Genomic DNA, 24,260 nt, shown 5'->3' on the forward strand with positions numbered 1-24,260 from the left:
GTGTTTCTCTCATCTGCCCAAGAACCTACGACAGGGAAAGAGCGCTGGACAGGGCCCCCCGCGACCTGCCATCCACCTCGCACACCTTCTTCACACGCCCTGCGGTTCCGGGCACCGGACGGACCCGCTCCGGTGCCCGGGAGCGGCGGCTCAGATCCGGGCGAAGCCCTGCTCGATGATGTCGAGGCCCTCGTTCAGCAGGTCCTCCCCGATCACCAGCGGGGGCAGGAAGCGGAGCACGTTGCCGTAGGTGCCACAGGTCAGGACCAGCAGTCCCTCGGCGTGGCACGCCTTGGCCAGCGCGGCGGTCGCCTCGGGGGCGGGCTCCTTGGTGACGCGGTCCTTGACCAGCTCCACCGCGATCATGGCGCCGCGGCCCCGGACGTCACCGATCACGTCGAACTTCTCCGCCATCGCGGTCAGCCGGGCCGTCATGATCTCGCCGATCCGCAGCGCCCTGGCGTTGAGGTCCTGCTCGCGCATGGTCTCGATCGAGCCGAGGGCGCCCGCGCAGGCCACCGGGTTGCCGCCGTAGGTGCCGCCGAGGCCGCCCGCGTGCGCGGCGTCCATGATCTCGGCGCGGCCGGTGACGGCGGCGAGCGGCAGACCGCCCGCGATGCCCTTGGCGGTGGTGATCAGGTCCGGGACGATGCCCTCGTCCTCGCAGGCGAACCACTGGCCGGTGCGGCAGAAGCCGGACTGGATCTCGTCGGCGACGAAGACGATGCCGTGGTCGGCGGCGAACTGCCGGATCGCGGGCAGGAAGCCCTTGGCCGGCTCGATGAAGCCGCCCTCGCCGAGCACCGGCTCGATGATGATCGCGGCCACGTTCTCGGCGCCGACCTGCTTGGAGATCTGGTCGACGGCCTGGGCGGCGGCCTCCGGACCGGCGTTCTCCGGGCCGGTCGGCCAGCGGTAGCCGTAGGCGACCGGCACCCGGTACACCTCCGGCGCGAACGGGCCGAAGCCCTGCTTGTACGGCATGTTCTTCGAGGTCAGCGCCATCGTCAGGTTGGTCCGGCCGTGGTAGCCGTGGTCGAAGACGACGACCGCCTGCCGCTTGGTGTACGCGCGGGCGATCTTGACAGCGTTCTCCACCGCCTCGGCGCCGCTGTTGAACAGGGCCGACTTCTTGGCGTGGTCGCCCGGGGTCAGCTCCGCCAGCGCCTCGGCGACGGCGACGTACCCCTCGTACGGCGTGACCATGAAGCAGGTGTGGGTGAAGTCGGCGAGCTGGGCCGAGGCCCGGCGCACCACGGCCTCGGCGGAGGCGCCGACCGAGGTCACGGCGATGCCGGAGCCGAAGTCGATGAAGCGGTTCCCGTCGACGTCCTCGATGATGCCGCCGCCCGCGCGGCTGACGAAGACCGGCAGCGTCGAGCCCACGCCCTGGGCGACCACGGCGGTCCGGCGGGCCTGCAACTCCTGCGACTTGGGGCCGGGGACGGCGGTGACGACGCGGCGCTCCTGCGGCAGTGCGGTCATGTGGGGGCTCCTGGGGTCTTTTTCGGACGCTTGGCTTCTTTTCTCGCAGGCTAGGACCGGCGGCGCGGCCCCGGCATGCTCCATGTGGGCGTTGTCCGCGCCGCCGGTTGTCCGCCGTGGCCATGGCGCCGGGCGGACACGTCGGCGCGGGCCCGGCCCGGTAAGCGGTGAACTCCCCACCGGAGGGCGTTAGATTGGCTCGTTGACGGTGGTCGGACCGGCTGGTCAGGGGGCGCGGCGATGGACAGCGACGGGAACCGGGACGCACGGGGCACGCACGCCGGCCCGGTGCCGCGTCCGGCGGAACCGCCACGGATGCCCGCGGCGCCACCCCGCCCCGCGCAGGCCCCGGCACAGGCCCCGGCCGAGGCGGTGGTGCCCGGGGTGCCGCCGCTGCCGGACGGATCGGCCTTCCTCTCCTGGCTGCGCACCCCCCGGCCTCCCGCGCCGCCCGGCGTCTGGCGGTTCGGGCACCGGCCGCGTCCGCGGGAGGAGCCCGAGCGGACCCCCGGCCGGCAGTTGCTGAGCGGGGCGCTGATCGCCTTCCTGGTGGGCTGGCTCATCTGGTCCCTGCTGTGGAACGGCTACCTGGGCGGCTGGTGGATGCTGCCCCTCTACGCCATGGTCCCCGATTCCTGGGCCGAGTCCTACAGCTTCGGCGCGGTCGTGGCCAGCTACGCCTACTACCTGCTCATCGGCGGTGCCCTGCTCGCCGGGGTCGCCAAGCTCGGCCGCTGGGGCGAGGTCTGGCGCCGCTACGGGCCGCCCGCCTGGACGCGCTCGGCCGCCCCCCGCGCCCAGCGCCCGCCCGCGCCCGAGGAGGACCCCGCCGCCTGGCCCGCGCTGCGCGCCGCCGGGGCCGCCGACGCCGCCGACCGGCTCGCCGCCGACGCCCGCGCGGGCCTGATGCGCGACGTCGACCAGGCCCGCATCGCCCGCGCCTGGCAGGGCGTGGCCGGCGGTCGGCACAGCCTCGCCGCCTTCACCGGCGCCGTCCTCCAGCACGGCGCCGGCGCCTGCCCGCACCCCTCCGGCGTCCGAGACCTGCCCGCCCGCGAGGCCCGCCACGACCTGGTCACCGGACAGGTGCGGCTCGGCGCCACCGCCGAGGACGAGCGCAACCCCTACGCCTACCGGGGCACCGGCCTCGCCCTCGGCCCCGACCTGCTCGGCACCTCCCTGGTCGCCGTCGGACCGGCCGGCTCCGGGAAGACCGGCCGCGTCGTCCGGCCGCTCACCGAGTCGCTGTGCCTGCACGCGCTCGCCGGGCGGGCCGCGGTCGTCGTGGTCGGCGCGGCGGGCGCCGGACTCGGCCCGGCCGACGCCTTCGACGTCGTCGTCCGCATCGGCAACCCCGACTCCGTCCACGACCTCGACCTCTACGGCGGCACCACCGACCCCGACGAGGCCGCCGCGGTCCTCGCCGAGGCCCTGGTCGGGGACCTCGCCGACCCGCATCCGGGCGGCGACAGCCGGCGCTCCACCACCGTGCTGGCCCAGCTCCTCGGCCCCTTCCAGGCGGTGCACGGCCGCTTCCCCGGCGTGCCGGAGCTGCGGCAGCTCCTCGACGGCGCCGCCGAACCGCTGGCCGTGCTGCGCCGGGGCCTCCAGGAGGCCGGGCAGGAGTCGCTGCTGCGCGAACTGGACGCCCGGGAACGGCAGATGGTCCAGCCCGGGGACCTCGGCGGCACGCTCGCCGACCGGGTCGCGCTGCTCGACCGGCCCGCCTTCGCCTCCTTCTTCGACACCCGGGGGCAGTCCCGGCCGTTCTCGCTCAAGGCGCTCGACCATCCGGTGCGGGTCCGCATCGACCTGCCCGCCCGCGGCCACGCGGACGCCTCCCGCATCCTGGCCCGGCTGGTCCTCGCCCAGTTCACGGCGAGCGTCGGCGCCCGCGAGGACCGCTCCCTCTTCGCCTGCCTCGTCCTGGACGAGGCGAGCGGGGTGGTGACGCCGGAGGCCGTACGGGGCGTGCAGCGGCTGCGCTCCGCGGGCGCCGGGGTGGTGCTCACCCTGCGCACCCTGGACGACGTGCCCCGGCCGCTGCGCGGACCGCTGCTCGGCGCGATCGGCTGCCGGATGGCGCTCTCGGGGCTCACCCCGTGGGACGGGCAGGACTTCGCCGAGGTGTGGGGCAAGGAGTGGACCGAGGCCCGCGACGTCACCGACCGGCAGATCATCGCCGAGACCCCGGCGGGCAAGGCGGTCCACATGCTGCGCCGGGTGATCACCGGGAAGGCGCCCACCGCGCGGGCGGTGACCGTGCGGCAGGTCGAGCGGGAGCGGTGGTCGGCCTCCGAGCTGGCCCACGCGGTGCCGCCGGGCCACGCCGTCCTCTCCCTGACCACCGTCGCGGGGGAGCACGCACCGCCGCTCCTGGTGGACCTGCGGGGGTGAGCGGCCTGGGCCGCGGTGTGCGCGACCGGGGGACCGGCGGGGTGAGTGACCTGGGTCGCGGTGTGCGCGGCGGGGGGGACCGGCGGGGGTGAGCGGCCTGGGTCGCGGTGTGCGTGGCGGGGGGACCGGACGGGGTGAGCGCCCCGGGCCGCGGTGTGCGCGGCCCGGGGCCGGGCGGGCTCGTCTTCGGGCCGCCCGGCCCTGGGTGCGGAGGCGTGTTGACCGTACAGTGAGGCAGAATCGACACAGGTCGTTCATACAGAGCGGCCAAATGATCAGAGAAGCCTCACCGAACTGACACAGACCTGAAGGCCCGATGCCCCCGACGCTCGCCTCGCTCGTCCACCACTCGGCGCTCAAACTCACCGTGCGCGCGGGTGCGGACCGCCTCGACGCGCCCGTGCGCTGGGCGCACGCCAGCGAGCTGGCCGACCCCGTGCCCTACATGGAGGGCGGGGAACTGCTCCTGGTCACCGCGCTCACCCTGGACGCGGAGGACCCGGAGGCGATGCGCCGCTACGTCCGGCGGCTGGCCGCGGCCGGGGTGGCCGGGCTCGGCTTCGCCGTCGGCGTCCACTACGAGGAGATCCCCGAGGCCCTCGTCGACGCAGCCCGGCGAGAGGGCCTGCCGCTGCTGGAGGTGCCCCGCCGCACCCCCTTCCTCGCCATCACCAAGGCCGTCTCCGCCGCCATCGCCGCCGACCAGTACCGGGCCGTCACCGCCGGCTTCGCCGCCCAGCGGGAACTGACCCGGCGGGCGCTGGCCGACGGACCGGAAGGGCTGCTGGCCGCGCTCGCCTCCCAGGTCGACGGCTGGGCCGCGCTCTACGACGCCTCCGGGGCCGTCGTCGCCGCCGCGCCGGAGTGGGCCGGCCGCCGCGCCGCCCGGCTCACGCCCGACGTGGAGCGGCTGCGCGAACGCCCCGCCCCCGCCTCCGCCGTCGTCGCCGGCCCCCCGCACTCCGAGCACCCCGAGGGCCCGCCGAACGGCGGTAAGGCCGACCATCCCGACCACGCCGACGACGGGGACCGCGTCGAGCTGCACTCCCTCGGCACCTCCCGGCGGGCCCGCGCCGCGCTCGCCGTCGGCACGGCCGCCCCCCTCGGCACCGCCGAGCGCTACGCCCTGCACTCCGCCATCGCCCTGCTCACGCTCACCACGGAACGCTCCCGTTCGCTGCACGCCGCCGAACAGCGGCTCGGCGCGGCCGTCCTGCGCATGCTGCTGGCCGGGGAGCCGGACCACGCCCGCGCCGTCGCCGGGGACCTCTACGGGGACCTGCTCGACGCCCCGTTCCGGGTGATCGTCGCCGAGCCCGCCTCGGCGCCGGCCGCCCGCGCCCACGCCGGTGCGCGGACCCCGGCGGCCGGCGCGCACGCCGCCGCCCGCGCCGAGGGCGACCCGCGCGACGCCCTCGCCGAGGTCGTGGAGGCCGCGGCGGCACGGGCCGGGGAGGCGGTGCTCGTCGTGCCCGAGGGGGAGCGGCTGGTGGTGCTCGCCGCGGACGGGGGCGCCGCCGTCGCCGCCTGCACCGAGTACGCGGCGGCGCTGGAGTCCGCCCGCACCGCCCGCGAGCCGGGGGCCGCCGCCGAGCCCGAGTCACTGGTGGCCGGACTGTCCGCGCCGGCCGGGCCCATCGCCGCCTCCGCCGCCTACAAACAGGCCGAACAGGCGCTGTCCGTGGCCCGCCGCCGGGGCAGGGTCTGCGTCGAGCACGAACAGCTCGCGGCCGGCTCCGTCCTGCCGCTCCTCGCCGACGACGCCGTCCGCGCCTTCGCCGACGGACTGCTGCGGGCCCTGCGCGACCACGACGCCACCGGCCGCGGCGACCTCGTCGCCTCCCTGCGCGCCTGGCTCTCCCGGCACGGCCAGTGGGACGCGGCGGCGGCCGACCTCGGCGTCCACCGGCACACCCTGCGCTACCGGATGCGGCGCGTGGAGGAGATCCTCGGCCGCTCCCTGGACGACCCGGACGTCCGCATGGAGCTGTGGATCGCCCTCAAGGCCACCTCCCCCGAGGGCGGCTGACCGCCCGCCGCCCGGCCCCACCAGGCCGTAGGCCAATCCGTCGTACCGCCCGCGCCGACTGCTACACGGCGGACAAGCCCCCGGCCGCCGCGCCGCCCCTACCGTGGATCGCGCAAGCCACGCACACACCCCCTACGCGGAAGGGCCGGGACTCCACGATGTCTTCCACCCACGCCTTCTGGCTCGCCGGCCGCCAGGCCACCGGCGAGACCACCTTCGACGTCACCTCCCCGTGGGACGGCGCTCACGTCGGCACGGTGAGCGTGCCCACCGAGGCCCAGGTCGAGGAGGCCGTGGCCGCCGCGCACGCCGTCCGGGACGACTTCGCCGCCACCCCCGCCCACGTGCGCGCCGCCGCGCTGGACCACGTCGCCCGGCGGCTGGCCGAGCGCACCGAGGAGACAGCCCGGCTGATCTCCGCCGAGAACGGCAAGCCGGTCAAGTGGGCCCGGGGCGAGGTCGGCCGCGCGGTCTCCGTCTTCCGGTTCGCCGCCGAGGAGGCCCGCCGCTTCAACGGCGGCGAGGCCCAGCGCCTGGACACGGACGCGGGCGGCCAGGGCCGGCTGGCCCTCACCCGCCGCTTCCCCAAGGGCGCCGTCCTCGGCATCGCGCCCTTCAATTTCCCGCTCAACCTGTGCGCCCACAAGGTCGCCCCGGCCATCGCCGCCGGTGCGCCGATCGTGCTGAAGCCGGCCCCCGCGACCCCGCTGTCCGCCCTGCTCCTCGGCGAGCTGCTGGCCGAGACCGAGCTGCCGGCCGGCTCCTGGAGCGTCCTGACGGTGCCCAACGACCGCATGCCCGCGCTGGTACGCGACGAGCGGCTGCCGGTCGTCTCCTTCACCGGCTCGGAGAAGGTCGGCTACGCGATCATGGACTCGGTGCCGCGCAAGCACTGCACCCTCGAACTGGGCGGCAACGGCGCGGCCGTCGTCCTCGCCGACTGGTCGAGCGACGAGGACCTGGACCGGGCCGCGGGCCGCATCGCCACCTTCTCCAACTACCAGGGCGGCCAGTCCTGCGTCTCCGTACAGCGCGTCATCGTCGACGCCGCCGTGTACGACCGGCTGCTGCCCCGTATCGTCGCCGCCGTCGAGGCCCAGGTCACCGGCGACCCCCACGACGACAAGACGGACGTCGGCCCCCTCGTCGACGAGGCCGCCGCCCGCCGCGTCGCGTCCTGGGTCGACGAGGCCGTGCAGGCCGGTGCCACCCTGCACACCGGTGGCGAGCGGGACGGCGCCACCTACGCGCCGACCGTCCTCACCGACCTCCCGGCCGACACCACCCTCGCCCGCGAGGAGGTCTTCGGACCCGTCCTCAGCGTCCGGAAGGTGAACGGCGAGGCGGAGGCGTTCGCCGCCGTCAACGACTCCAAGTACGGCCTCCAGGCAGGCGTGTTCACCCACGACGTGCAGGCCGCCTTCCGCGCCCACCGCGCGCTGGAGGTCGGCGGCGTCGTCATCGGCGACGTCCCCTCCTACCGCGCCGACCAGATGCCGTACGGCGGCACCAAGCAGTCCGGCGTCGGCCGCGAGGGCGTCCGGTTCGCCATGGACGACTACACCTACGAGCGCGTCCTGGTCCTCACCGACCTGGCCCTCTGACCCACCCCGCCGCCCTCCCCTTCCCCACAGACAGAATCCCGTTGTACGCGCCCCTCCCGTGTCGCCGGTTCCCCGAGAGACGTTGGCCTCACAGGTGGTCACCGGACGGTTCGAGGTGGGGCGGACACGATGAACGAAACGGAACGACAGCCGGACGAGGCACAGGAACCGGCCGCGGGCTCCGAGCCGACGGCGGGCATCCTGCGCGTCTTCGGACGACAGCTCAAGCCCTTCCGGCTGCGCGCGGACCCGGAAGGGAGCTTGAGGCGCAGTATGGGATCATCCGGGCCCAGGCTCTCACGCCACGGGAGTCGGTGGCTTTCATCGAGGGATTGCTGGGAGAGCTATGAAGAGCGCAACGCGATTGACGTGGGTCAAGAGCACGCACAGCAGCGGTGAAGGCGGGGATTGCGTCGAGGTGGCTCGTTCCGCCGCCGCTGTTCACGTCAGGGACTCGAAGGATGTCGCGCGTCCTGGGCTGGCCGTCGGGCGGGGTGCCTGGGCGATATTCGTGGCGCACGCCGGTAACGGTCGGGTGGACTGAGCCGCGTTGGGACGACCGTGCCCTGCCGAGCGGGCGGGGCACGGGAGTTCGCCGCTACGCCTCCCCGGAGCGGGCTTCCCGTACGCGTGCCGGCGCGGGCCCCGTGCTGGCGCGTACCGTCAGTTCCGGCGGGAGCAGGACGACCTCGTCCGGGCCCGCGCCGTCGATCTTCGCGACCAGGTGTTCCACCGCCCGGCGGCCCATCTCCCGCGCCGGGACGGCGACCGAGGTGAGCCGTACGGACGCCTGGACGGCGACCTGTTCCGGGCAGACGGCGATCACCGAGACGTCCTCCGGCACGGCGCGGCCCCGTCGGCGCAGCAGGGCGAGCAGTGGTTCGACCGCGGCCTCGTTCTGGACGACGAACGCCGTGGTGTCCGGGCGTTCGTCGAAGACGCGGCCCAGCGTGGCGGCGAGCGCGTCGTAACCGCCCTCGCAGGGGCGGTGCAGCAGCCGCAGCCCCCGTTCGGCGGCCCGTGAGCGCAGTCCGCCGAGGGTGCGTTCGGCGAAGCCGGTGCGCCGCTCGTAGACGCCGGGGGCCTCGCCGATGAGGGCGATCTCCCGGTGGCCCAGCTCCGCCAGATGATCGACGCACAGCGCGCCGGTCGCGGTGAAGTCGAGGTCCACGCAGGTCAGTCCGGTGGTGTCGGCGGGCAGACCGATCAGTACCGACGGCCGGCCGCTCGCGCGCAGTGGAGGCAGCCGCCCGTCGTCGAGTTCCACGTCCATGAGGATCACGGCGTCGGCGAGCCCGCTGCCGGTGACCCGGCGGACCGCGGCGGGGCCCTCCTCCCCGGTGAGCAGCAGGACGTCGTACCCGTGGGCGCGCGCGGCGGTGGCGACCGCGACGGCGATCTCCATCATCACCGGCACGTACAGCTCCGTGCGCAGCGGCACCATCAGGGCGATGATGTTCGACCGCCCGCCGGCGAGGGCGCGGGCCCCCGCGTTCGGGTGGTAGCCGAGGACGCGGATGCTCTCCTCGACGCGCTGCCGGGTGGCGCCGGAGATGGACCGCTTGCCGCTGAGGACGTAGCTCACCGTGCTCGCCGAGACTCCGGCGTGCCGGGCGACCTCGGCGAGGGTGACCATCCGGGCCTCCGGGCGGGATGAAGCGCGTCGACGGTGGGGCGCTCGCGGTGGGACAGGCGGGGTGAGGTGACAGTAGCCAGGCGGCGAGGGGGTGTCCAGAGCGGGGCGTCGAAGCGCTTCGACGGGTTCATGCGGGGGTGGGGCGCGGCCGTCGTGTCGTCGTGGGGCGTCCGCCGGGCTTCCGCCGAACGGCCGCGGCAGGGGTGGTGGGCCCCCGGCCCCCGCGGTACACACGATGTGCGTGGACCGACCCGTACCGTACGCCCGCGGCGCCGCCTCCGCCGGTCTCCGTGGCCGTACGCTCCCCCCGACGCCGAGGCCCCAGGTGACCCGCATGTCCGCACCCGCCGCCCCCTCCTCCCGACCCGCCGTCACCGAACGCGAGGCCCGCCGGGTGGCCGAGGCCGCCCGCGAACAGGACTGGCGCAGGCCCAGCTTCGCCAAGGAACTGTTCCTCGGCCGCCTCCGCCTCGACCTCCTCCACCCGCACCCCCTCCCGGACCCGGACGACGTCCGGCGCGGGGAGGAGTTCCTCGCCCGCCTCCGCGACTTCTGCGAGCGGCGGATCGACGGCGCCGCCGTCGAACGCGACGCGCGCGTCCCCGACGAGGTGATCACCGGGCTGAAGGAGATCGGCGCCTTCGGCATGAAGATCGACACCGAGTACGGCGGCCTCGGCCTCACGCAGGTCTACTACAACAAGGCCCTCGCCCTGGTCGGCTCCGCCAGCCCCGCCGTCGGCGCGCTGCTCTCCGCCCACCAGTCCATCGGCGTGCCGCAGCCGCTGAAGCTGTTCGGCACCGAGGCGCAGAAGGACGCCTTCCTGCCGCGCTGCGCCCGCACCGACATCTCGGCCTTCCTGCTGACCGAACCGGACGTCGGCTCCGACCCGGCCCGCCTGGCGACCACCGCCGTCCCGGACGGGGACGACTACGTCCTCGACGGAGTGAAACTCTGGACGACCAACGGCGTCATCGCCGACCTGCTCGTCGTCATGGCCCGCGTGCCCGCCTCCGAAGGGCACCGGGGCGGCATCACCGCCTTCGTCGTCGAGGCGTCCTCGGCGGGCATCACGGTCGAGCACCGCAACGCCTTCATGGGGCTGCGCGGACTGGAGAACGGCGTCACCCGCTTCCACCGGGTCCGGGTCCCCGCCACGCACCGCATCGGCCCCGAGGGCGCCGGGCTCAAGATCGCCCTGACCACGCTCAACACCGGCCGCCTCTCGCTGCCCGCGATGTGCGTGGGCGCCGGCAAGTGGTGCCTGAAGATCGCCCGCGAGTGGTCGGCCGCCCGGGAGCAGTGGGGCAAGCCGGTCGCGCTGCACGAGGCCGTCGGCTCCAAGATCGCGTTCATCGCGGCGACGACCTTCGCCCTGGAGGCCGTCCTCGACCTGTCCTCCCAGATGGCCGACGAGGACCGCAACGACATCCGCATCGAGGCCGCCCTCGCCAAGCTCTACGGCTCCGAGATGGCCTGCCTGATCGCCGACCACCTGGTGCAGATCCGCGGCGGCCGGGGCTTCGAGACGGCCGACTCCCTCGCCGCCCGGGGCGAACGCGCCGTGCCCGCCGAGCAGATGCTCCGCGACCTGCGCATCAACCGGATCTTCGAGGGCTCCACCGAGATCATGCACCTGCTGATCGCGCGCGAGGCGGTCGACGCCCACCTCGCCGTCGCCGGCGACCTCATCGACCCCGACGCCTCCCTCGGCGACAAGGCGAGGGCGGGCGCGCAGGCCGGCGCCTTCTACGCCAGATGGCTCCCCAAGCTGGTCGCCGGGCCCGGCCAACTCCCCGGTTCCTACGCCGAGTTCCACCCGGCCGGCTACCCCGACCTGGCCGCGCACCTGCGGTATGCCGAGCGCGCCGCCCGCAAGCTGGCCCGCTCCACCTTCTACGCCATGTCCCGCTGGCAGGGCCGGATGGAGACCAAGCAGGGCTTCCTCGGGCGCGTCGTCGACATCGGCGCCGAGCTGTTCGCGGTGAGCGCCGCCTGTGTCCGCGCCGAGCACCTGCGCGCCCGGGGCGAGAACGGCCGCGAGGCGTACCAGCTCGCCGACGCCTTCTGCCGCCAGGCCCGGCTGCGTGCCGACGAACTCTTCGCCCGCCTGTGGCACAACACCGACGACCTCGACCGCAAGGTCGTCAAGGGCGTCCTCGGCGGCGCGTACACCTGGCTTGAAGACGGCATCGTCGACCCGTCCCGCCCCGGCCCCTGGATCGCCGACACCACCCCGGGCCCCTCCACCCACCCGGACACCCACCGCACCATCGACTGACCGGGAGGGCGCGGGCGGTGAGGCGGGGTCGAGGGGGTGCCGGTGCCGGTGGTGACCGCCGCCACGCCCGACCGGCCTCGCCCCGCGCACCCCGGTCGGCCGACACGCCGCGGCCCGCGCCCGCGCCACGCCCGGCGCACCGCGCCCCGCGCACCCCGGTCGCCCGACACGCCGTACCGGCATCCCCGTAGCGGCGTCCACCGGGTGGGGTCCACGGCGCCGCTCCGGCGGGATGTGGGAAGGCTCACCCTCCCTCACCACCGCGTACCCGCGCGTGCCGGTGCCCCCGGCGGCCCCCGAGGACCCCGTGGGGGACGGGGCGTGACACCCGGGTGACCGACGCCCTGTCCTGCCGGACGCCGGATGCGGCAACAATGGGGGAATGAGCGACAGTCCAGCCCCCCTCGCCGACCCGCACCTCGTCCACGACCCCGTCGCCGGAGACGGCCCGAAGGACGTGGTGATCCTGGGCTCCACCGGCTCGGTCGGCACCCAGGCCATCGATCTCGTGCTGCGCCACCCCGACCGCTTCCGGGTCACCGCCCTGTCCGCCAACGGCGGCCGGGTCGCCCTCCTCGCCGAGCAGGCGTACCGGCTGAAGGCCCGCACCGTCGCCGTGGCCCGCGAGGACGTCGTCCCGGCCCTGCGCGAGGCGCTCACCGCCCAGTACGGCGCGGGGGAGCCGCTTCCGGAGATCCTGGCCGGGCCGGACGCCGCCACCCAGGTCGCCGCCTCCGCCTGCCACACCGTGCTCAACGGCATCACCGGCTCCATCGGCCTCGCACCGACCCTGGCCGCCCTGGAGGCGGGCCGCACCCTCGCACTCGCCAACAAGGAGTCGCTCATCGTCGGCGGCCCCCTCGTCAAGGCCCTCGCCAAGCCCGGCCAGATCATCCCCGTCGACTCCGAGCACGCCGCCCTCTTCCAGGCGCTGGCCGCCGGCACCCGCGCCGACGTGCGCCGGCTCGTCGTCACCGCCTCCGGCGGCCCCTTCCGCGGCCGGACCCGGGAGCAACTGGCCGAGGTCACCGTCGAGGACGCCCTCGCCCACCCCACCTGGGCCATGGGCCCGGTGATCACGATCAACTCCGCGACCCTCGTCAACAAGGGCCTGGAAGTGATCGAGGCCCACCTCCTCTACGACATTCCCTTCGACCGCATTGAGGTGGTCGTGCACCCGCAGTCGTATGTCCACTCGATGGTGGAGTTCACGGACGGATCGACACTGGCCCAGGCGACGCCCCCCGACATGCGGGGGCCGATCGCCGTCGGCCTCGGCTGGCCCGAGCGCGTCCCCGGCGCGGCCCCGGCCTTCGACTGGAGCACGGCGTCCACGTGGGAGTTCTTCCCGCTGGACGGCGAGGCGTTCCCCTCGGTGGGCCTGGCCCGGCACGTCGGGCAGCTCGGCGGCACGGCCCCGGCCGTGTTCAACGCGGCCAACGAGGAGTGCGTGGAGGCGTTCCGCGCCGGCGCGCTGCCCTTCCTCGGCATCATGGAGACCGTGACCCGGGTGGTCGAGGAGCACGGCACCCCGGACACGGGAACCCCGCTCACCGTCGCGGACGTCCTCGAAGCGGAGACCTGGGCGCGGAACCGGGCCCGGGAGCTGGCGGCACAGACGGCGGAGGCCCGTGCATGACGACCCTGATGTTCATCCTCGGCATAGTCCTCTTCGCGTTCGGGCTGCTCTTCTCCATCGCCTGGCACGAACTGGGACACCTGTCGACGGCGAAGCTCTTCGGCATCCGCGTGCCGCAGTACATGGTCGGCTTCGGGCCGACCCTCTTCTCGCGCCGCAGGGGCGAGACCGAGTACGGCGTCAAGGCCATCCCGTTCGGCGGCTACATCCGCATGATCGGCATGTTCCCGCCCGGCGCCGACGGCCGGCTGGAGGCCCGCTCCACCTCGCCCTGGCGCGGCATGATCGAGGACGCCCGCTCGGCCGCCTTCGAGGAACTCCAGCCGGGTGACGAGAAGCGCCTGTTCTACACGCGCAAGCCGTGGAAACGGGTCATCGTCATGTTCGCCGGCCCGTTCATGAACCTCATCCTGGCGGTGGCGCTCTTCCTCACCGTCCTGATGGGCTTCGGCATCGCCCAGCAGACGACCACCGTCAGCACCGTCTCCCAGTGCGTCATCGCGCAGAGCGAGAAGCGCGACGACTGCACCGCCGCCGACGCGGCCTCCCCGGCCGCTGCGGCCGGACTGAAGGCCGGGGACAAGATCGTCTCCTTCGACGGCGTCCGCACCACCGACTGGGACCGGCTCTCCGACCTGATCCGCTCCCACCCCGGCCAGAGCGTGCCGCTCGTCGTCGAACGCGACGGCCGCACCCTCACCCTGCACGCCGACATCGCCACCAACCAGGTCGCCAAGAAGGACTCCCACGGCCGCATCGTCGAGGGCCAGTACGTGAACGCCGGCTTCCTCGGCTTCAGCGCCGCCACCGGCGTCGTCAAGCAGGACTTCGGCGACTCCGTGACCTGGATGGGCGACCGCATCGGCGACGCCGTCGACTCCCTCGCCGCCCTGCCCGGCAAGGTCCCCGCCCTGTGGGACGCCGCCTTCGGCGACGGGCCCCGCGACGCCGACTCCCCGATGGGCGTGGTCGGCGCCGCCCGGGTCGGCGGCGAGATCGCCACCCTCGACATACCGCCCACCCAGCAGCTCGCCATGTTCGTCATGCTGGTCGCCGGCTTCAACCTCTCCCTGTTCCTCTTCAACATGCTCCCGCTGCTGCCGCTCGACGGCGGTCACATCGCGGGCGCGCTCTGGGAGTCGCTGCGCAGGAACACCGCCCGCCTGCTGCGCCGCCCCGACCCGGGCCCCTTCGACGTGGCCAAGCTCATGCCCGTCGCCTACGTGGTCGCCGGGGTCTTCATCTGCTTCACCCTGCTCGTCCTGGTGGCGGATGTCGTCAACCCGGTACGCATCACCTGACCGGTGCCGGACGCCGGGGCGCGTCACCCGATCCGGGGAGCATGTCCCCCGGAAGGGGTGTTCACGCCCGGCGCCCGGCAGGTCGACGCCATCGGGTGGACCGGCCGCACACCATGTGCCCGGCGTTCACGTCGGTGCCGTAATCTCAAAGCCGGAGCCCGCCGCTGAACGGGACCGCACCTTGATCCACGACTTGGGGTTGCACAGCAGATGACTGCGATTTCTCTCGGCATGCCGTCCGTTCCGACCAAGCTCGCCGAGCGCCGCAAGAGCCGGCAGATCCAGGTCGGCTCCGTGGCAGTGGGCGGTGACGCCCCGGTGTCGGTGCAGTCGATGACGACGACGCGGACGTCGGACATCGGTGCGACGTTGCAGCAGATCGCGGAGTTGACGGCGTCGGGGTGCCAGATCGTGCGGGTGGCGTGTCCGACGCAGGACGACGCGGACGCGTTGTCGGTGATTGCGCGGAAGTCGCAGATCCCGGTGATCGCGGACATTCATTTCCAGCCGAAGTACGTGTTCGCCGCGATCGAGGCGGGGTGTGCGGCGGTGCGGGTGAACCCGGGGAACATCAAGAAGTTCGACGACCAGGTGCGGGAGATCTCCAAGGCGGCCCGGGACCACGGCACCCCGATCCGGATCGGGGTGAACGCGGGCTCGCTGGACCAGCGGCTGATGCGGAAGTACGGGAAGGCGACGCCGGAGGCGCTGGTGGAGTCGGCGCTGTGGGAGGCGTCGCTCTTCGAGGAGCACGGTTTCCGGGACATCAAGATCTCGGTGAAGCACAACGACCCGGTCGTGATGGTCGAGGCGTACCGGCAGCTCGCGGAGCAGTGCGACTACCCGCTCCACCTGGGTGTGACGGAGGCGGGCCCTGCTTTTCAGGGGACGATCAAGTCGGCGGTGGCCTTCGGCGCGCTGCTCTCGCGGGGGATCGGGGACACGATCCGGGTGTCGCTGTCGGCGCCTCCGGTGGAGGAGATCAAGGTCGGCATCCAGATCCTGGAGTCGCTGAACCTGCGCCAGCGCGGGCTGGAGATCGTGTCGTGCCCGTCGTGCGGGCGGGCGCAGGTGGACGTGTACAAGCTGGCGGAGGAGGTCACCGCCGGTCTGACCGGGATGGACGTGCCGCTGCGGGTCGCGGTGATGGGCTGTGTCGTCAACGGTCCGGGCGAGGCCCGTGAGGCCGACCTCGGTGTGGCCTCGGGCAACGGCAAGGGGCAGATCTTCGTGAAGGGCGAGGTCATCAAGACCGTCCCCGAGTCGAAGATCGTGGAGACGCTGATCGAAGAGGCCATGAAGATCGCCGAGAGGATGGAGCAGGAGGGCGTCGCCTCCGGCGAACCCTCCGTCTCGGTGGCCGGCTGAACCACCCGCCCGTGGCCGGCCGGCGCACGCGTCCGTGGCCGGCCGGCGCACCTGCCCGTGGTCGGCCGACTCACCTGTCCGTGGCCGACTGACGCACCTGTCCGTGGCCGGTCGGCATACGGTCCGTCGTCGGCCGGCGCGGTCGTGGAGCCGCGTCGTCCCCGGGGGCGGCGCGGCACAAATTCGGCGGGTACAGTGCGGGAACCAGCAGATCTCAGGTGAGGCCCCGCACGTGTTGACGCAGACCACCTCCCGCGTGCTCGAACCGGGCGATCTGGACGCCGCGCTGGCCGTCCTCGACCGCGAACCGGTCGCCAACGCCTTCGTCACGGCCCGTGTGCAGATCGCCGGACTCGACCCCTGGCGCCTCGGCGGCGAGATGTGGGGCTGGTACGAGGACGGCATGCTGACCTCGCTGTGCTACGCGGGCGCCAACCTCGTCCCCATCTGCGCCGGCCCCCGCGCCGTCCGCGCCTTCGCCGACCGCGCCCGGCGGGCCGGCCGCCGCTGCTCCTCGATCGTCGGCCCCGCCGAACCCACCGCCCTGCTCTGGCGCCTGCTCGAACCGGGCTGGGGCCCCGCCCGCGACGTCCGCGCCCACCAGCCCCTCATGGTCACCGACCACCTCTCCCTCGACGTCACCCCCGACCCCTACGTCCGCCGCGTCCGCAAGGACGAGATGGAGCGGATCATGCCCGCCTGCGTGGCGATGTTCACCGAGGAGGTCGGCATCTCCCCGCTGGCCGGCGACGGCGGCCTCCTCTACCAGGCCCGCGTCGCCGAACTCGTCGGCTCCGGCCGCTCCTTCGCCCGCTTCGACGCCGACGGCAGGGTCGTCTTCAAGGCCGAGATCGGCGCCGCCACCGACCGCGCCTGCCAGATCCAGGGCGTCTGGGTCGCCCCCGAGTACCGCGGCCAGGGCCTCGCCGCCCCCGGCATGGCCGCCGTCCTGCGCTACGCCCTCGCCGACGTCGCCCCCGTCGCCAGCCTCTACGTCAACGACTTCAACACCGCGGCCCGGCGGACCTACCTCCGGGTGGGGTTCCAGGAGGTCGGCGCGTTCATGAGCGTGCTGTTCTGAACGCCCCCGGGAGCGCGGTGCCGGAAGCCCCCGGGGCGGTGTGCCTGCCCTGCCGCGCGCCTGCCGGGCGGACGCGCGGGTAGGCTCCCCGCCATGGACGTCGTCATCGGCCCGCTGGACCTCTCCGCCCACGTCGACGAGGCCCTGGCCGTGCAGGCGGCGGCCTTCGGACTCGGCCCCGACGAGGTCGCCGTCCGCCGCCAGATCGTCCTGCGGCACATGACCCACCGCGGGGCCAGAGCCCTCGGGGCCACCCTCGGCGGCACCCTCGTCGGCTTCGTCTACGGCATGCCCAACGACCGCGCCCACTGGTGGTCCACCGTCGTCGAGCCCTACCTGCGCGCCGAGGGCAACGCCGGCTGGCTCGACGACTCCTTCGTCATCACCGAGCTGCACGTCCACCCCGACCACCAGAACCGGGGCACGGGCCGCGCCCTCATCACCGCCCTCACCGCCGGTGCCGCCGAGCCCCGCTCGATCCTCTCCGCGATCGACACCGAGAGCCCCGCCCGCGGCCTCTACCGCTCCCTCGGCTACCGCGACCTCGCCCGCCGGGTCCACTTCCCCAGCGCTCCCAAGCCCTACGCCGTCATGGGCGCCCCCCTGCCCCTGCGCGGGCATTAACCGATTTCCGCCGGGATGGGCCGCCCGGCTAACCTCCTAGCCACCACCTCCCCGCCCCTCGGCCTCGCCCGAGCGGGGGGACCCCCATCCGCAGGAGATACGAGAACCATGGCCAACGCACCGGTCCAGCGCATGTCCCAGTTGATGGCGAAGACGTTGCGCGACGACCCGGCGGACGCCGAGGTCCTCAGCCACAAGCTGCTGGTCCGCGCCGGATACGTGCGCCGCACCGCCGCGGGCATCTGGAGCTGGCTGCCCCTCGGCAAGAAGGTCCTCGCCAACGTCGAGCGGATCGTCCGCGAGGAGATGGACGCCATCGGCGCCCAGGAAGTGCTCCTCCCCGCCCTGCTGCCCCGCGAGCCCTACGACGCCACCGGCCGCTGGGACGAGTACGGCCCCGAGCTCTTCCGCCTCCAGGACCGCAAGGGCGGCGACTACCTGCTCGGCCCCACCCACGAGGAGATCTTCACCCTGCTGGTGAAGGACCAGGCGTCCTCCTACAAGGACCTGCCGGTCATCCTCTACCAGATCCAGTCCAAGTACCGGGATGAGGCCCGCCCCCGCGCCGGCATCCTGCGCGGCCGTGAGTTCCTCATGAAGGACTCCTACTCCTTCGACGTCAGCGACGAGGGCCTCGGCGAGTCCTACGCCCTGCACCGCCAGGCATACCAGCGGATCTTCGAGCGCCTCGGCCTCGACTACCGCATCTGCGCGGCCACCGCCGGCGCCATGGGCGGCTCCAAGTCCGAGGAGTTCCTCGCCCCCGCCGAGGCCGGCGAGGACACCTTCGCCGACTGCCCGAACTGCGACTTCGCCGCCAACACCGAGGCCGTCGGCTTCGCCCTGAGCCCCGTGGACGCCGAGGGCGTGCCCGCCGCCGAGGAGATCCCCACCCCGGACACCCCGACCATCGAGACGCTCGCCGCCTCCCTCGGCGTCCCGGCCTCCGCCACGCTGAAGAACCTGCTGGTCAAGGTCGACGGCGAGATCGTCGCCGTGGGCGTCCCCGGCGACCGCGAGGTCGACATGGGCAAGGTCGAGGCCCACTTCGCCCCGGCCTCCGTCGAACTGGTCACCGCGGAGGACTTCACCGGCCGCCCCGACCTCGTCCGCGGCTACGTCGGCCCGCAGGGACTGGAGAAGGTCCGCTACGTCGCCGACCCCCGCGTGGCCCCCGGCACCGCCTGGATCACGGGCGCCAACAAGGAGCACACGCACGCCAAGAACGTCGTGTCCGGCCGCGACTTCGAGGTCGACGAGTACATCGACGTCGTCGTCGTCCAGGAAGGAGACCCGTGCCCCCGCTGCGGCACCGGCCTCGTCCTGGACCGCGCCATCGAGATCGGCCACATCTTCCAGCTCGGCCGCAAGTACGCCGACGCGCTCAAGCTGGACGTCCTCGGCCAGAACGGCAAGCCGGTCCGCGTGACCATGGGCTCCTACGGCATCGGCGTCTCCCGCGCCGTCGCCGCCCTCGCCGAGCAGCACGCCGACGACAAGGGCCTCGTCTGGTCCAAGGAGGTCGCCCCCGCCGACGTCCACGTCGTCGCCGCCGGCAAGGCCCTCCAGACCGAGCTGGCCCTCGACGTCTCCGGCAAGCTGGCCGCCGCCGGGGTCCGCGTCCTCGTCGACGACCGCGCCGGTGTCTCCCCGGGCGTCAAGTTCACCGACGCCGAGCTGATCGGCGTGCCCCAGATCCTGGTCGCCGGCCGCCGCTCCGCCGAGGGCGTCGTCGAACTCAAGGACCGCCGCACCGGCGAGCGCGAGGAACTCACCGTCGACGAGGCCATCGCCCGCCTCACCGCCTGACCCGCCGGGGCGCCGTCACCGGCGCCCCCGCACGGGCCGGCCCTCTCGCCGGACACGCCCGTCGCCGTCGCGGGGAGCGCTGCGGCGGGCCGTCGGCTGCTCGGGCGTGTCGGGGGACACGCGCGGGAGCGGTGGGTGTCGGCCGTCCGGCGCGTGACACGCCCGTCCGCGCGTGCCGTCGGCACGATGGCCGTCCGCGGGGCGGCCGGGCGTGTCGGGGCGCCCCGGTGCCGGCCCTTCGCCTGGTGCAGTCCTCCCGGGGCGCTACAGCCGCGCCGTCACCCAGGCCCCTACAGCCACCCCGCGAACTCCAGCAACAGCTCCGCGTCCGCTTTCCGCCCGACACGGTGGGCCCGTACGCCGGATTCGACCGCGCGGAAGAGCGTCCAGCCGCGCAGCCGGTCCTGGTCGACCTCCAGGGACTCCGCGAGCCGCTTCACCCGGCGGCGGGTCGTCGAAGCGCCCGACGGCTGGGCGATGAGGTCCTCGACCCGGTCCCGTACGAGCCGTGCCAGGTCGAAGGCGTGCTCGCCCACCACCGGGTCCGGCCCCACGGCGAGCCAGGGCACGCGGTCCCCGGCGAGGACCTTGCTCTGCCGGAACGTGCCGTGCAGCAGCCGCTGTTCGGGCGGCTCGGCGAGCAGTTCCCCGCGCGCGGCGAGGGCCGCGTCGATGAGGGGCGCCGCCTCCGGGAGGTCCGCCGCGCCCGCGCGCATCGCCTCCGCCTGCCGTCCGGTGCGCCCGGCGACGGTCTCGAAGGGATGGCCGCCCGGCGGCTCCACCCACAGCCGCCGCAGTGTGCCCGCGGCCTCCAGCAGCGCCTTCGCCTCCGCCAGCGACCGTACCGACACGTCGGGATGCAGCCGTTCCAGCAGCAGGACGCCCTCCTCGGGGGCGGGGCCGTCGTCCTCCAGGAGACGGACGGCGCCGAGCCCGTTCCAGTGGGCGAGCGCGGCCCGCTCGCTCTCCGGACGCGCCCGGGGCGGCGCCAGCTTGAGCACCGCGGGAACCCCGCCCGCCGTCCGCACCAGCACGACGAGGCTGCCGCGCCCGCCGGGCACCTGCACCCGCTCGACCGTCAGCCCGTGCCGCTCCACGGCCCGCCGCGCCGTGTCGGCCAGACCGGCCAGCCACGCGTCGCCCTGCGGAGCCGTCTCACCGAGCGCCCTCACCAGACGCCGCGGCGGTTCGAAAGCCATGCGCGAGCCGTTCCCTTCCCGTACGGGTCGCCCGTACGTGTCACTGCGTCGGAGTCACCGACGGCGACGCCGGGGCGGACGGCGCACCGGCCCGTTCGGCGAGGCCAGGGAAGGCTACGCTGCCGCCGCGCCAGCGCACCGCCCGGACCGCCGCCTCCCGCAGCGCCCCGGCCGCCGTGGCCCGCCGGGCGCCGTCGGCCGCCCGCACCAGGTCCGAGTAGACCCCGGCGACCCGGTCCTCCAGCTCGGCCGCCAGCCGCACCGCGCCCGCCGCGTCCCGCACCGGGAAGGGCAGCGCGTACCCGGCCGCCGCGGCGACCGGACGGGCGCCCAGGTCGCGGACCTCACGGGCCAGCGCGTCCCGCCGCGCCCGGTGGGCGTCGTACGCCGCACGGGCCTCGGCACGCCGGCCCTCCCCGATCCGGCCGCCGACCACGCCGTAGCCGTACACGGCCGCGTGCTCGGCGGCCAGTGCCGCCTGGAGGGCCTCCAGACGCCCGTCCTCCGACTCGCTCACCCGTCACCCTCCGTCAGCAGGTACACGTGGGCCGCTCCGGCGGCGGCCACCGAGGCCAGCAGCCGGGCCAGTTCGCCCGGTACGTCCAGGAGCGCCGCGGTCCGCCGGTCGGCGAGCCGCCGTTCGGCGCCGGCCAGCGCCGTGAGGGCGCCCTTCTCGTCCGCCGGGACGGCAGGGGAGGTGTCCTCCTGCGGCCCGGCGGCGCGTGCCGAGACCGACGGGGAGGCCGGCGCGGAGGCCGTCCGCGAGGCGGAGGGCGAGGCCGTCCCGGGGCCCGCGAACGCCGCCGCGTGCCGCACCGTCTCCTCCCGCAGCGGCCCCAGCCGCCCGGCGAGCCCCGGATGCGCGGCGATCACCGCGTCGTACCGGGCGGCCAGCGCCTCGCTGTCGGCCGCCGCCCGGGTACGGGCCCGCGCGGCGGCCGACGGGCCCGCGGACCCGGAGTCCGGGGAACCGGTACAGCCGGCGAGCAGCGCGACCCCGGCCGCCGAGGCGAGCAGGCTCCTTCTGCGCGGCCCCGAGGGCAGGCGCGGCGATGAGGGCAACGGCACGGCAGACGTCCTCGGCAGGCTCGTACGGAAGCGGCGGATGAGCGACGGGCGGGCGACGGGAAGCGGCCGGTGACATGACGCGCGGCCCACTCGTGATCACGTTACCCGTGCCCGTGCCCGGTGCCTCTCATCGGCACCGCCGCTCCCGGGTGGACGGCAACACCCTCCGGGACCGGATACCCTTTGACCAGAGACGCGACCCGCCCCACAACAGCAGACGCTGCCGAGGAGTCACCCGGATGAGCACCACCCAGAGCGAGAGGCTGCGAGCACTTCTGGAGCCGCTCGTCGGCTCCCAGGGGCTGGACCTCGAAGAGATCGCGGTGGACTCCGTCGGACGCAAGCGTGTGCTGCGTGTCGTCGTCGACTCCGACACCGGAGCGGACCTGGACCGGATCGCCGATGTGAGCCGCGCGCTCTCGGCGAAGCTCGACGAGACGAACGCGATGGGCGAGGGCGAGTACACCCTGGAGGTCGGCACCCCCGGCGCGGAGCGTGCCCTGACCGAGCACCGTCACTACGTCCGGGCCACCGGCCGGCTGGTGCGCTTCCAGACGCACGAGGACGGCGAGCTGGTCGCCCGCGTCCTCGCCGTGGACGAGGAAGGGCTCGACCTGGAGGTGCCCGGGGTGAAGGGCCGCAAGGCCACCACGCGCAGACTCCCCTTCGGCGACATCGCCAAGGCGCGCGTCCAGGTCGAGTTCAACCGCAAGAGCACCGAGAACGACTCCGCCGGCGACGGCGACGACATGACGGAAGAGGAGGCGTAGCCGTGGACATCGACATGAGTGCCCTGCGGGGCCTGGTGCGGGAGAAGGAGATCTCCTTCGACCTGCTGGTCGAGGCGATCGAGTCGGCCCTCCTCATCGCCTACCACCGCACCGAGGGAAGCCGCCGGCACGCGCGCGTACGGCTCGACCGCGAGAGCGGGCACGTGACCGTGTGGGCGAAGGAGGACCCCGAGGACCTCGAAGAGGGCCAGGAGGCGCGGGAGTTCGACGACACGCCGTCCGACTTCGGGCGGATCGCCGCCAGCACCGCCAAGCAGGTCATCCTCCAGCGGCTGCGCGACGCCGAGGACGACGCGACGCTCGGCGAGTACGCCGGCCGCGAGGGCGACATCGTCACGGGCGTGGTCCAGCAGGGCCGCGACCCGAAGAACGTGCTTGTCGACATCGGCAAGCTGGAGGCCATCCTGCCGGTGCAGGAGCAGGTGCCCGGCGAGACCTACCCGCACGGCATGCGGCTGCGCAGCTACGTGGTCCGCGTGGCCAAGGGCGTGCGCGGCCCCTCGGTGACGCTCTCGCGCACCCACCCGAACCTGGTGAAGAAGCTCTTCGCGCTGGAGGTGCCGGAGATCGCCGACGGGTCCGTCGAGATCGCCGCGATCGCCCGCGAGGCCGGCCACCGCACGAAGATCGCCGTACACTCCAACCGTTCCGGGCTCAACGCCAAGGGCGCCTGCATCGGCCCCATGGGCGGCCGGGTGCGCAACGTGATGGGCGAGCTGAACGGCGAGAAGATCGACATCGTCGACTGGTCCGACGACCCGGCCGAGATGGTGGCCAACGCCCTCTCCCCGGCCCGGGTCTCCAGGGTCGACGTGGTGGACCTGGCGGCCCGTTCCGCCCGCGTCACCGTGCCCGACTACCAACTGTCGCTGGCGATCGGCAAGGAGGGCCAGAACGCCCGCCTGGCGGCCCGGCTGACCGGCTGGCGCATCGACATCCGGCCGGACACGGAGCAGCCCGCCGAGTAGCACGTACCCGGACGTTCCGGGCGTGCGGGAAGAGATCCAGACCGCGTGTGGTGGAGATCACGACAGGTTCGCACGCGGCAACTGTTCGATTCTTGCCCCATAAGGGTGAGGTCGGTCCGGGGAGGTAGACTGAGCTGTGTCTGGCCCGACACGTGCCCGAGCCTGCCCTGAGCGCACCTGCGTGGGGTGCCGGGAGCGAGCGGCCAAGAACGAGCTGCTGCGCATCGTGGCGGTCGAGGGCGACTGCGTCCCCGATCCTCGCGGTACGCTGCCCGGTCGGGGTGCGTACGTGCATCCCGTCCCGTTCTGCCTCGACCAGGCACTGCGCCGCAGGGCGTTTCCGAGGGCGTTGCGCGCCCCGGGCCCGCTCGACGTAAAGGCGTTGCGCCACCACGTCGAGCAGGCGCAAGGTTGCTGAGAGCGACATGGTAAGGAAAGACGTGCCGCGCGGAAGCCTCCGCACGGCTCTGGTACCTCGCGAGTCGAAAGCAGGTCGAGATTGCGATGAGCACTCGATGAGTACGCGATGAGTACGCCCATGAACTAGCGACGGTCCGGACGCAACCCGGACCTCAGAGGAGCGAAGTGGCTAAGGTCCGGGTCTACGAACTCGCCAAGGAGTTCGGCGTGGAGAGCAAGGTCGTCATGGCCAAGCTCCAGGAACTCGGTGAATTCGTCCGTTCGGCGTCTTCGACCATCGAAGCGCCCGTAGTACGCAAGCTGACAGACGCCTTCCAGGGCGGTGGCAACGGCAGGTCCGCCAAGCCCGCCCCGCGCAAGGCCGCCCCCAAGCCCGGCGCACCCGCCCCGGCGCCCGCCCGCACGGCCAAGGCCGCTGCCCCGCGTCCGGCCGCGCCCAAGCCGCCGGCCGCCCAGCAGCCCGCGGCTCCGGCCGCGCCGGCCGCCGGCACGCGTCCGACGCCGGGTCCGCGTCCGGCCCCCCGTCCGGCTCCGGCCGCGCCGGAGTTCACCGCGCCGCC

The 24,260-nt window shown here is 74.1% G+C and carries 20 protein-coding genes; 15 read left to right on the forward strand and 5 right to left on the reverse strand.

Going from position 1 to position 24,260, the window contains the following annotated elements; all coding sequences use genetic code 11:
* Positions 1 to 150: 150 nt before the first annotated feature.
* Positions 151 to 1,485 (reverse strand): 4-aminobutyrate--2-oxoglutarate transaminase, encoded by a 1,335-nt coding sequence (gene gabT / locus J5Y05_RS31175; RefSeq protein WP_210876664.1) that lies wholly within the window; start codon positions 1,483 to 1,485, stop codon positions 151 to 153.
* Positions 1,486 to 1,725: 240 nt separating this feature from the next.
* On the opposite strand from gabT, the gene J5Y05_RS31180 reads away from it, so the two are divergent.
* The 4 genes from J5Y05_RS31180 to J5Y05_RS31195 all read left to right on the forward strand — a co-directional run bounded on the left by J5Y05_RS31180 (position 1,726) and on the right by J5Y05_RS31195 (position 8,059).
* The gene (locus J5Y05_RS31180; protein ID WP_210876665.1) at positions 1,726 to 3,882 is read left to right on the forward strand and encodes an ATP-binding protein; all 2,157 of its coding nucleotides are present in this window, start codon (positions 1,726 to 1,728) and stop codon (positions 3,880 to 3,882) included.
* Between the two features lie 316 nt (positions 3,883 to 4,198).
* The gene (locus J5Y05_RS31185) at positions 4,199 to 5,911 is read left to right on the forward strand and encodes a PucR family transcriptional regulator (RefSeq protein ID WP_210876666.1); all 1,713 of its coding nucleotides are present in this window, start codon (positions 4,199 to 4,201) and stop codon (positions 5,909 to 5,911) included.
* A 158-nt stretch (positions 5,912 to 6,069) separates the two neighbouring features.
* On the forward strand, positions 6,070 to 7,515 hold the full coding sequence (locus tag J5Y05_RS31190; protein WP_210876667.1) for an aldehyde dehydrogenase family protein: 1,446 nt from the start codon (positions 6,070 to 6,072) through the stop codon (positions 7,513 to 7,515).
* A gap of 346 nt (positions 7,516 to 7,861) precedes the next feature.
* Positions 7,862 to 8,059, forward strand: a complete 198-nt coding sequence (locus tag J5Y05_RS31195; RefSeq protein WP_210876668.1) for a DUF397 domain-containing protein — start codon at positions 7,862 to 7,864, stop codon at positions 8,057 to 8,059.
* A 54-nt stretch (positions 8,060 to 8,113) separates the two neighbouring features.
* Here J5Y05_RS31195 and J5Y05_RS31200 read toward each other — a convergent pair whose 3' ends face one another.
* A complete protein-coding gene (locus J5Y05_RS31200) occupies positions 8,114 to 9,151 on the reverse strand; it encodes a LacI family DNA-binding transcriptional regulator (RefSeq protein WP_210876669.1) in 1,038 nt (345 codons plus the stop codon).
* A 334-nt stretch (positions 9,152 to 9,485) separates the two neighbouring features.
* Between J5Y05_RS31200 and J5Y05_RS31205 the strand changes: the two genes are divergently transcribed.
* The 7 genes from J5Y05_RS31205 (at position 9,486) to J5Y05_RS31235 (ending at position 19,254) form a co-directional block, all read left to right on the forward strand.
* The gene (locus tag J5Y05_RS31205) at positions 9,486 to 11,432 is read left to right on the forward strand and encodes an acyl-CoA dehydrogenase family protein (RefSeq protein WP_210876670.1); all 1,947 of its coding nucleotides are present in this window, start codon (positions 9,486 to 9,488) and stop codon (positions 11,430 to 11,432) included.
* Between the two features lie 382 nt (positions 11,433 to 11,814).
* On the forward strand, positions 11,815 to 13,071 hold the full coding sequence (gene dxr, locus J5Y05_RS31210; protein ID WP_210876671.1) for a 1-deoxy-D-xylulose-5-phosphate reductoisomerase: 1,257 nt from the start codon (positions 11,815 to 11,817) through the stop codon (positions 13,069 to 13,071).
* Positions 13,068 to 14,372 (forward strand): M50 family metallopeptidase, encoded by a 1,305-nt coding sequence (locus tag J5Y05_RS31215; RefSeq protein ID WP_504740157.1) that lies wholly within the window; start codon positions 13,068 to 13,070, stop codon positions 14,370 to 14,372. Before dxr ends, J5Y05_RS31215 begins: the two co-directional genes overlap by 4 nt.
* A gap of 210 nt (positions 14,373 to 14,582) precedes the next feature.
* Complete coding sequence (gene ispG / locus J5Y05_RS31220; protein ID WP_210876672.1) at positions 14,583 to 15,740, forward strand: flavodoxin-dependent (E)-4-hydroxy-3-methylbut-2-enyl-diphosphate synthase; 1,158 nt, start codon at positions 14,583 to 14,585, stop codon at positions 15,738 to 15,740.
* Between the two features lie 232 nt (positions 15,741 to 15,972).
* Positions 15,973 to 16,821: a GNAT family N-acetyltransferase gene (locus J5Y05_RS31225; protein WP_210876673.1), complete on the forward strand. Its 849-nt coding sequence runs from the start codon at positions 15,973 to 15,975 to the stop codon at positions 16,819 to 16,821.
* Positions 16,822 to 16,914: 93 nt separating this feature from the next.
* Positions 16,915 to 17,445, forward strand: coding sequence for a GNAT family N-acetyltransferase (locus J5Y05_RS31230; protein WP_210876674.1), 531 nt, complete (start codon positions 16,915 to 16,917; stop codon positions 17,443 to 17,445).
* Positions 17,446 to 17,553: 108 nt separating this feature from the next.
* A complete protein-coding gene (locus tag J5Y05_RS31235) occupies positions 17,554 to 19,254 on the forward strand; it encodes a proline--tRNA ligase (protein WP_210876675.1) in 1,701 nt (566 codons plus the stop codon).
* 290 nt (positions 19,255 to 19,544) lie between these two features.
* On the opposite strand, the gene J5Y05_RS31240 is transcribed toward J5Y05_RS31235, so the two are convergent.
* From J5Y05_RS31240 to J5Y05_RS31250, 3 genes are read right to left on the reverse strand one after another with little or no spacing between them, the layout of a single operon-like run.
* Positions 19,545 to 20,453 (reverse strand): aminoglycoside phosphotransferase family protein, encoded by a 909-nt coding sequence (locus J5Y05_RS31240; protein ID WP_210876676.1) that lies wholly within the window; start codon positions 20,451 to 20,453, stop codon positions 19,545 to 19,547.
* Between the two features lie 40 nt (positions 20,454 to 20,493).
* Positions 20,494 to 20,970: a ferritin-like domain-containing protein gene (locus J5Y05_RS31245; protein WP_210876677.1), complete on the reverse strand. Its 477-nt coding sequence runs from the start codon at positions 20,968 to 20,970 to the stop codon at positions 20,494 to 20,496.
* Positions 20,967 to 21,521 (reverse strand): hypothetical protein, encoded by a 555-nt coding sequence (locus J5Y05_RS31250; RefSeq protein WP_210876678.1) that lies wholly within the window; start codon positions 21,519 to 21,521, stop codon positions 20,967 to 20,969. Before J5Y05_RS31250 ends, J5Y05_RS31245 begins: the two co-directional genes overlap by 4 nt.
* Positions 21,522 to 21,760: 239 nt before the next feature.
* Here J5Y05_RS31250 and rimP point away from each other — a divergent pair, with 239 nt between their 5' ends.
* The 4 genes from rimP to J5Y05_RS31270 all read left to right on the forward strand — a co-directional run.
* Positions 21,761 to 22,291 carry a ribosome maturation factor RimP gene (gene rimP / locus J5Y05_RS31255; RefSeq protein ID WP_210876679.1) on the forward strand — a complete coding sequence of 177 codons (531 nt, stop codon included), beginning with the start codon at positions 21,761 to 21,763 and terminating at the stop codon, positions 22,289 to 22,291.
* A 2-nt stretch (positions 22,292 to 22,293) separates the two neighbouring features.
* Positions 22,294 to 23,280, forward strand: a complete 987-nt coding sequence (gene nusA / locus J5Y05_RS31260) for a transcription termination factor NusA (protein ID WP_210876680.1) — start codon at positions 22,294 to 22,296, stop codon at positions 23,278 to 23,280.
* 136 nt (positions 23,281 to 23,416) lie between these two features.
* Complete coding sequence (locus J5Y05_RS31265) at positions 23,417 to 23,698, forward strand: YlxR family protein (RefSeq protein ID WP_210876681.1); 282 nt, start codon at positions 23,417 to 23,419, stop codon at positions 23,696 to 23,698.
* A 167-nt stretch (positions 23,699 to 23,865) separates the two neighbouring features.
* A partial coding sequence (locus tag J5Y05_RS31270) for a translation initiation factor IF-2 N-terminal domain-containing protein (RefSeq protein WP_210876682.1) occupies positions 23,866 to 24,260 on the forward strand: 395 nt, incomplete at its 3' end.

It is taken from the genome of Streptomyces tagetis (assembly GCF_018069565.1).
Lineage (GTDB): Bacteria > Actinomycetota > Actinomycetes > Streptomycetales > Streptomycetaceae > Streptomyces > Streptomyces tagetis.

What these genes read in the sequence shown, in the direction of transcription:
- J5Y05_RS31205 (WP_210876670.1), top strand. Translation starts at nt 9,486, where the DNA reads ATGTCCGCACCCGCCGCCCCCTCCTCCCGACCCGCCGTCACCGAACGC.
- dxr (WP_210876671.1), top strand. Translation starts at nt 11,815, where the DNA reads ATGAGCGACAGTCCAGCCCCCCTCGCCGACCCGCACCTCGTCCACGAC.
- ispG (WP_210876672.1), top strand. Translation starts at nt 14,583, where the DNA reads ATGACTGCGATTTCTCTCGGCATGCCGTCCGTTCCGACCAAGCTCGCC.
- J5Y05_RS31200 (WP_210876669.1), bottom strand. Translation starts at nt 9,151, where the DNA reads ATGGTCACCCTCGCCGAGGTCGCCCGGCACGCCGGAGTCTCGGCGAGC.
- J5Y05_RS31185 (WP_210876666.1), top strand. Translation starts at nt 4,199, where the DNA reads ATGCCCCCGACGCTCGCCTCGCTCGTCCACCACTCGGCGCTCAAACTC.
- gabT (WP_210876664.1), bottom strand. Translation starts at nt 1,485, where the DNA reads ATGACCGCACTGCCGCAGGAGCGCCGCGTCGTCACCGCCGTCCCCGGC.
- J5Y05_RS31180 (WP_210876665.1), top strand. Translation starts at nt 1,726, where the DNA reads ATGGACAGCGACGGGAACCGGGACGCACGGGGCACGCACGCCGGCCCG.
- J5Y05_RS31235 (WP_210876675.1), top strand. Translation starts at nt 17,554, where the DNA reads ATGGCCAACGCACCGGTCCAGCGCATGTCCCAGTTGATGGCGAAGACG.
- J5Y05_RS31215 (WP_504740157.1), top strand. Translation starts at nt 13,068, where the DNA reads ATGACGACCCTGATGTTCATCCTCGGCATAGTCCTCTTCGCGTTCGGG.
- J5Y05_RS31240 (WP_210876676.1), bottom strand. Translation starts at nt 20,453, where the DNA reads ATGGCTTTCGAACCGCCGCGGCGTCTGGTGAGGGCGCTCGGTGAGACG.
- J5Y05_RS31195 (WP_210876668.1), top strand. Translation starts at nt 7,862, where the DNA reads ATGAAGAGCGCAACGCGATTGACGTGGGTCAAGAGCACGCACAGCAGC.
- rimP (WP_210876679.1), top strand. Translation starts at nt 21,761, where the DNA reads ATGAGCACCACCCAGAGCGAGAGGCTGCGAGCACTTCTGGAGCCGCTC.
- J5Y05_RS31230 (WP_210876674.1), top strand. Translation starts at nt 16,915, where the DNA reads ATGGACGTCGTCATCGGCCCGCTGGACCTCTCCGCCCACGTCGACGAG.
- J5Y05_RS31190 (WP_210876667.1), top strand. Translation starts at nt 6,070, where the DNA reads ATGTCTTCCACCCACGCCTTCTGGCTCGCCGGCCGCCAGGCCACCGGC.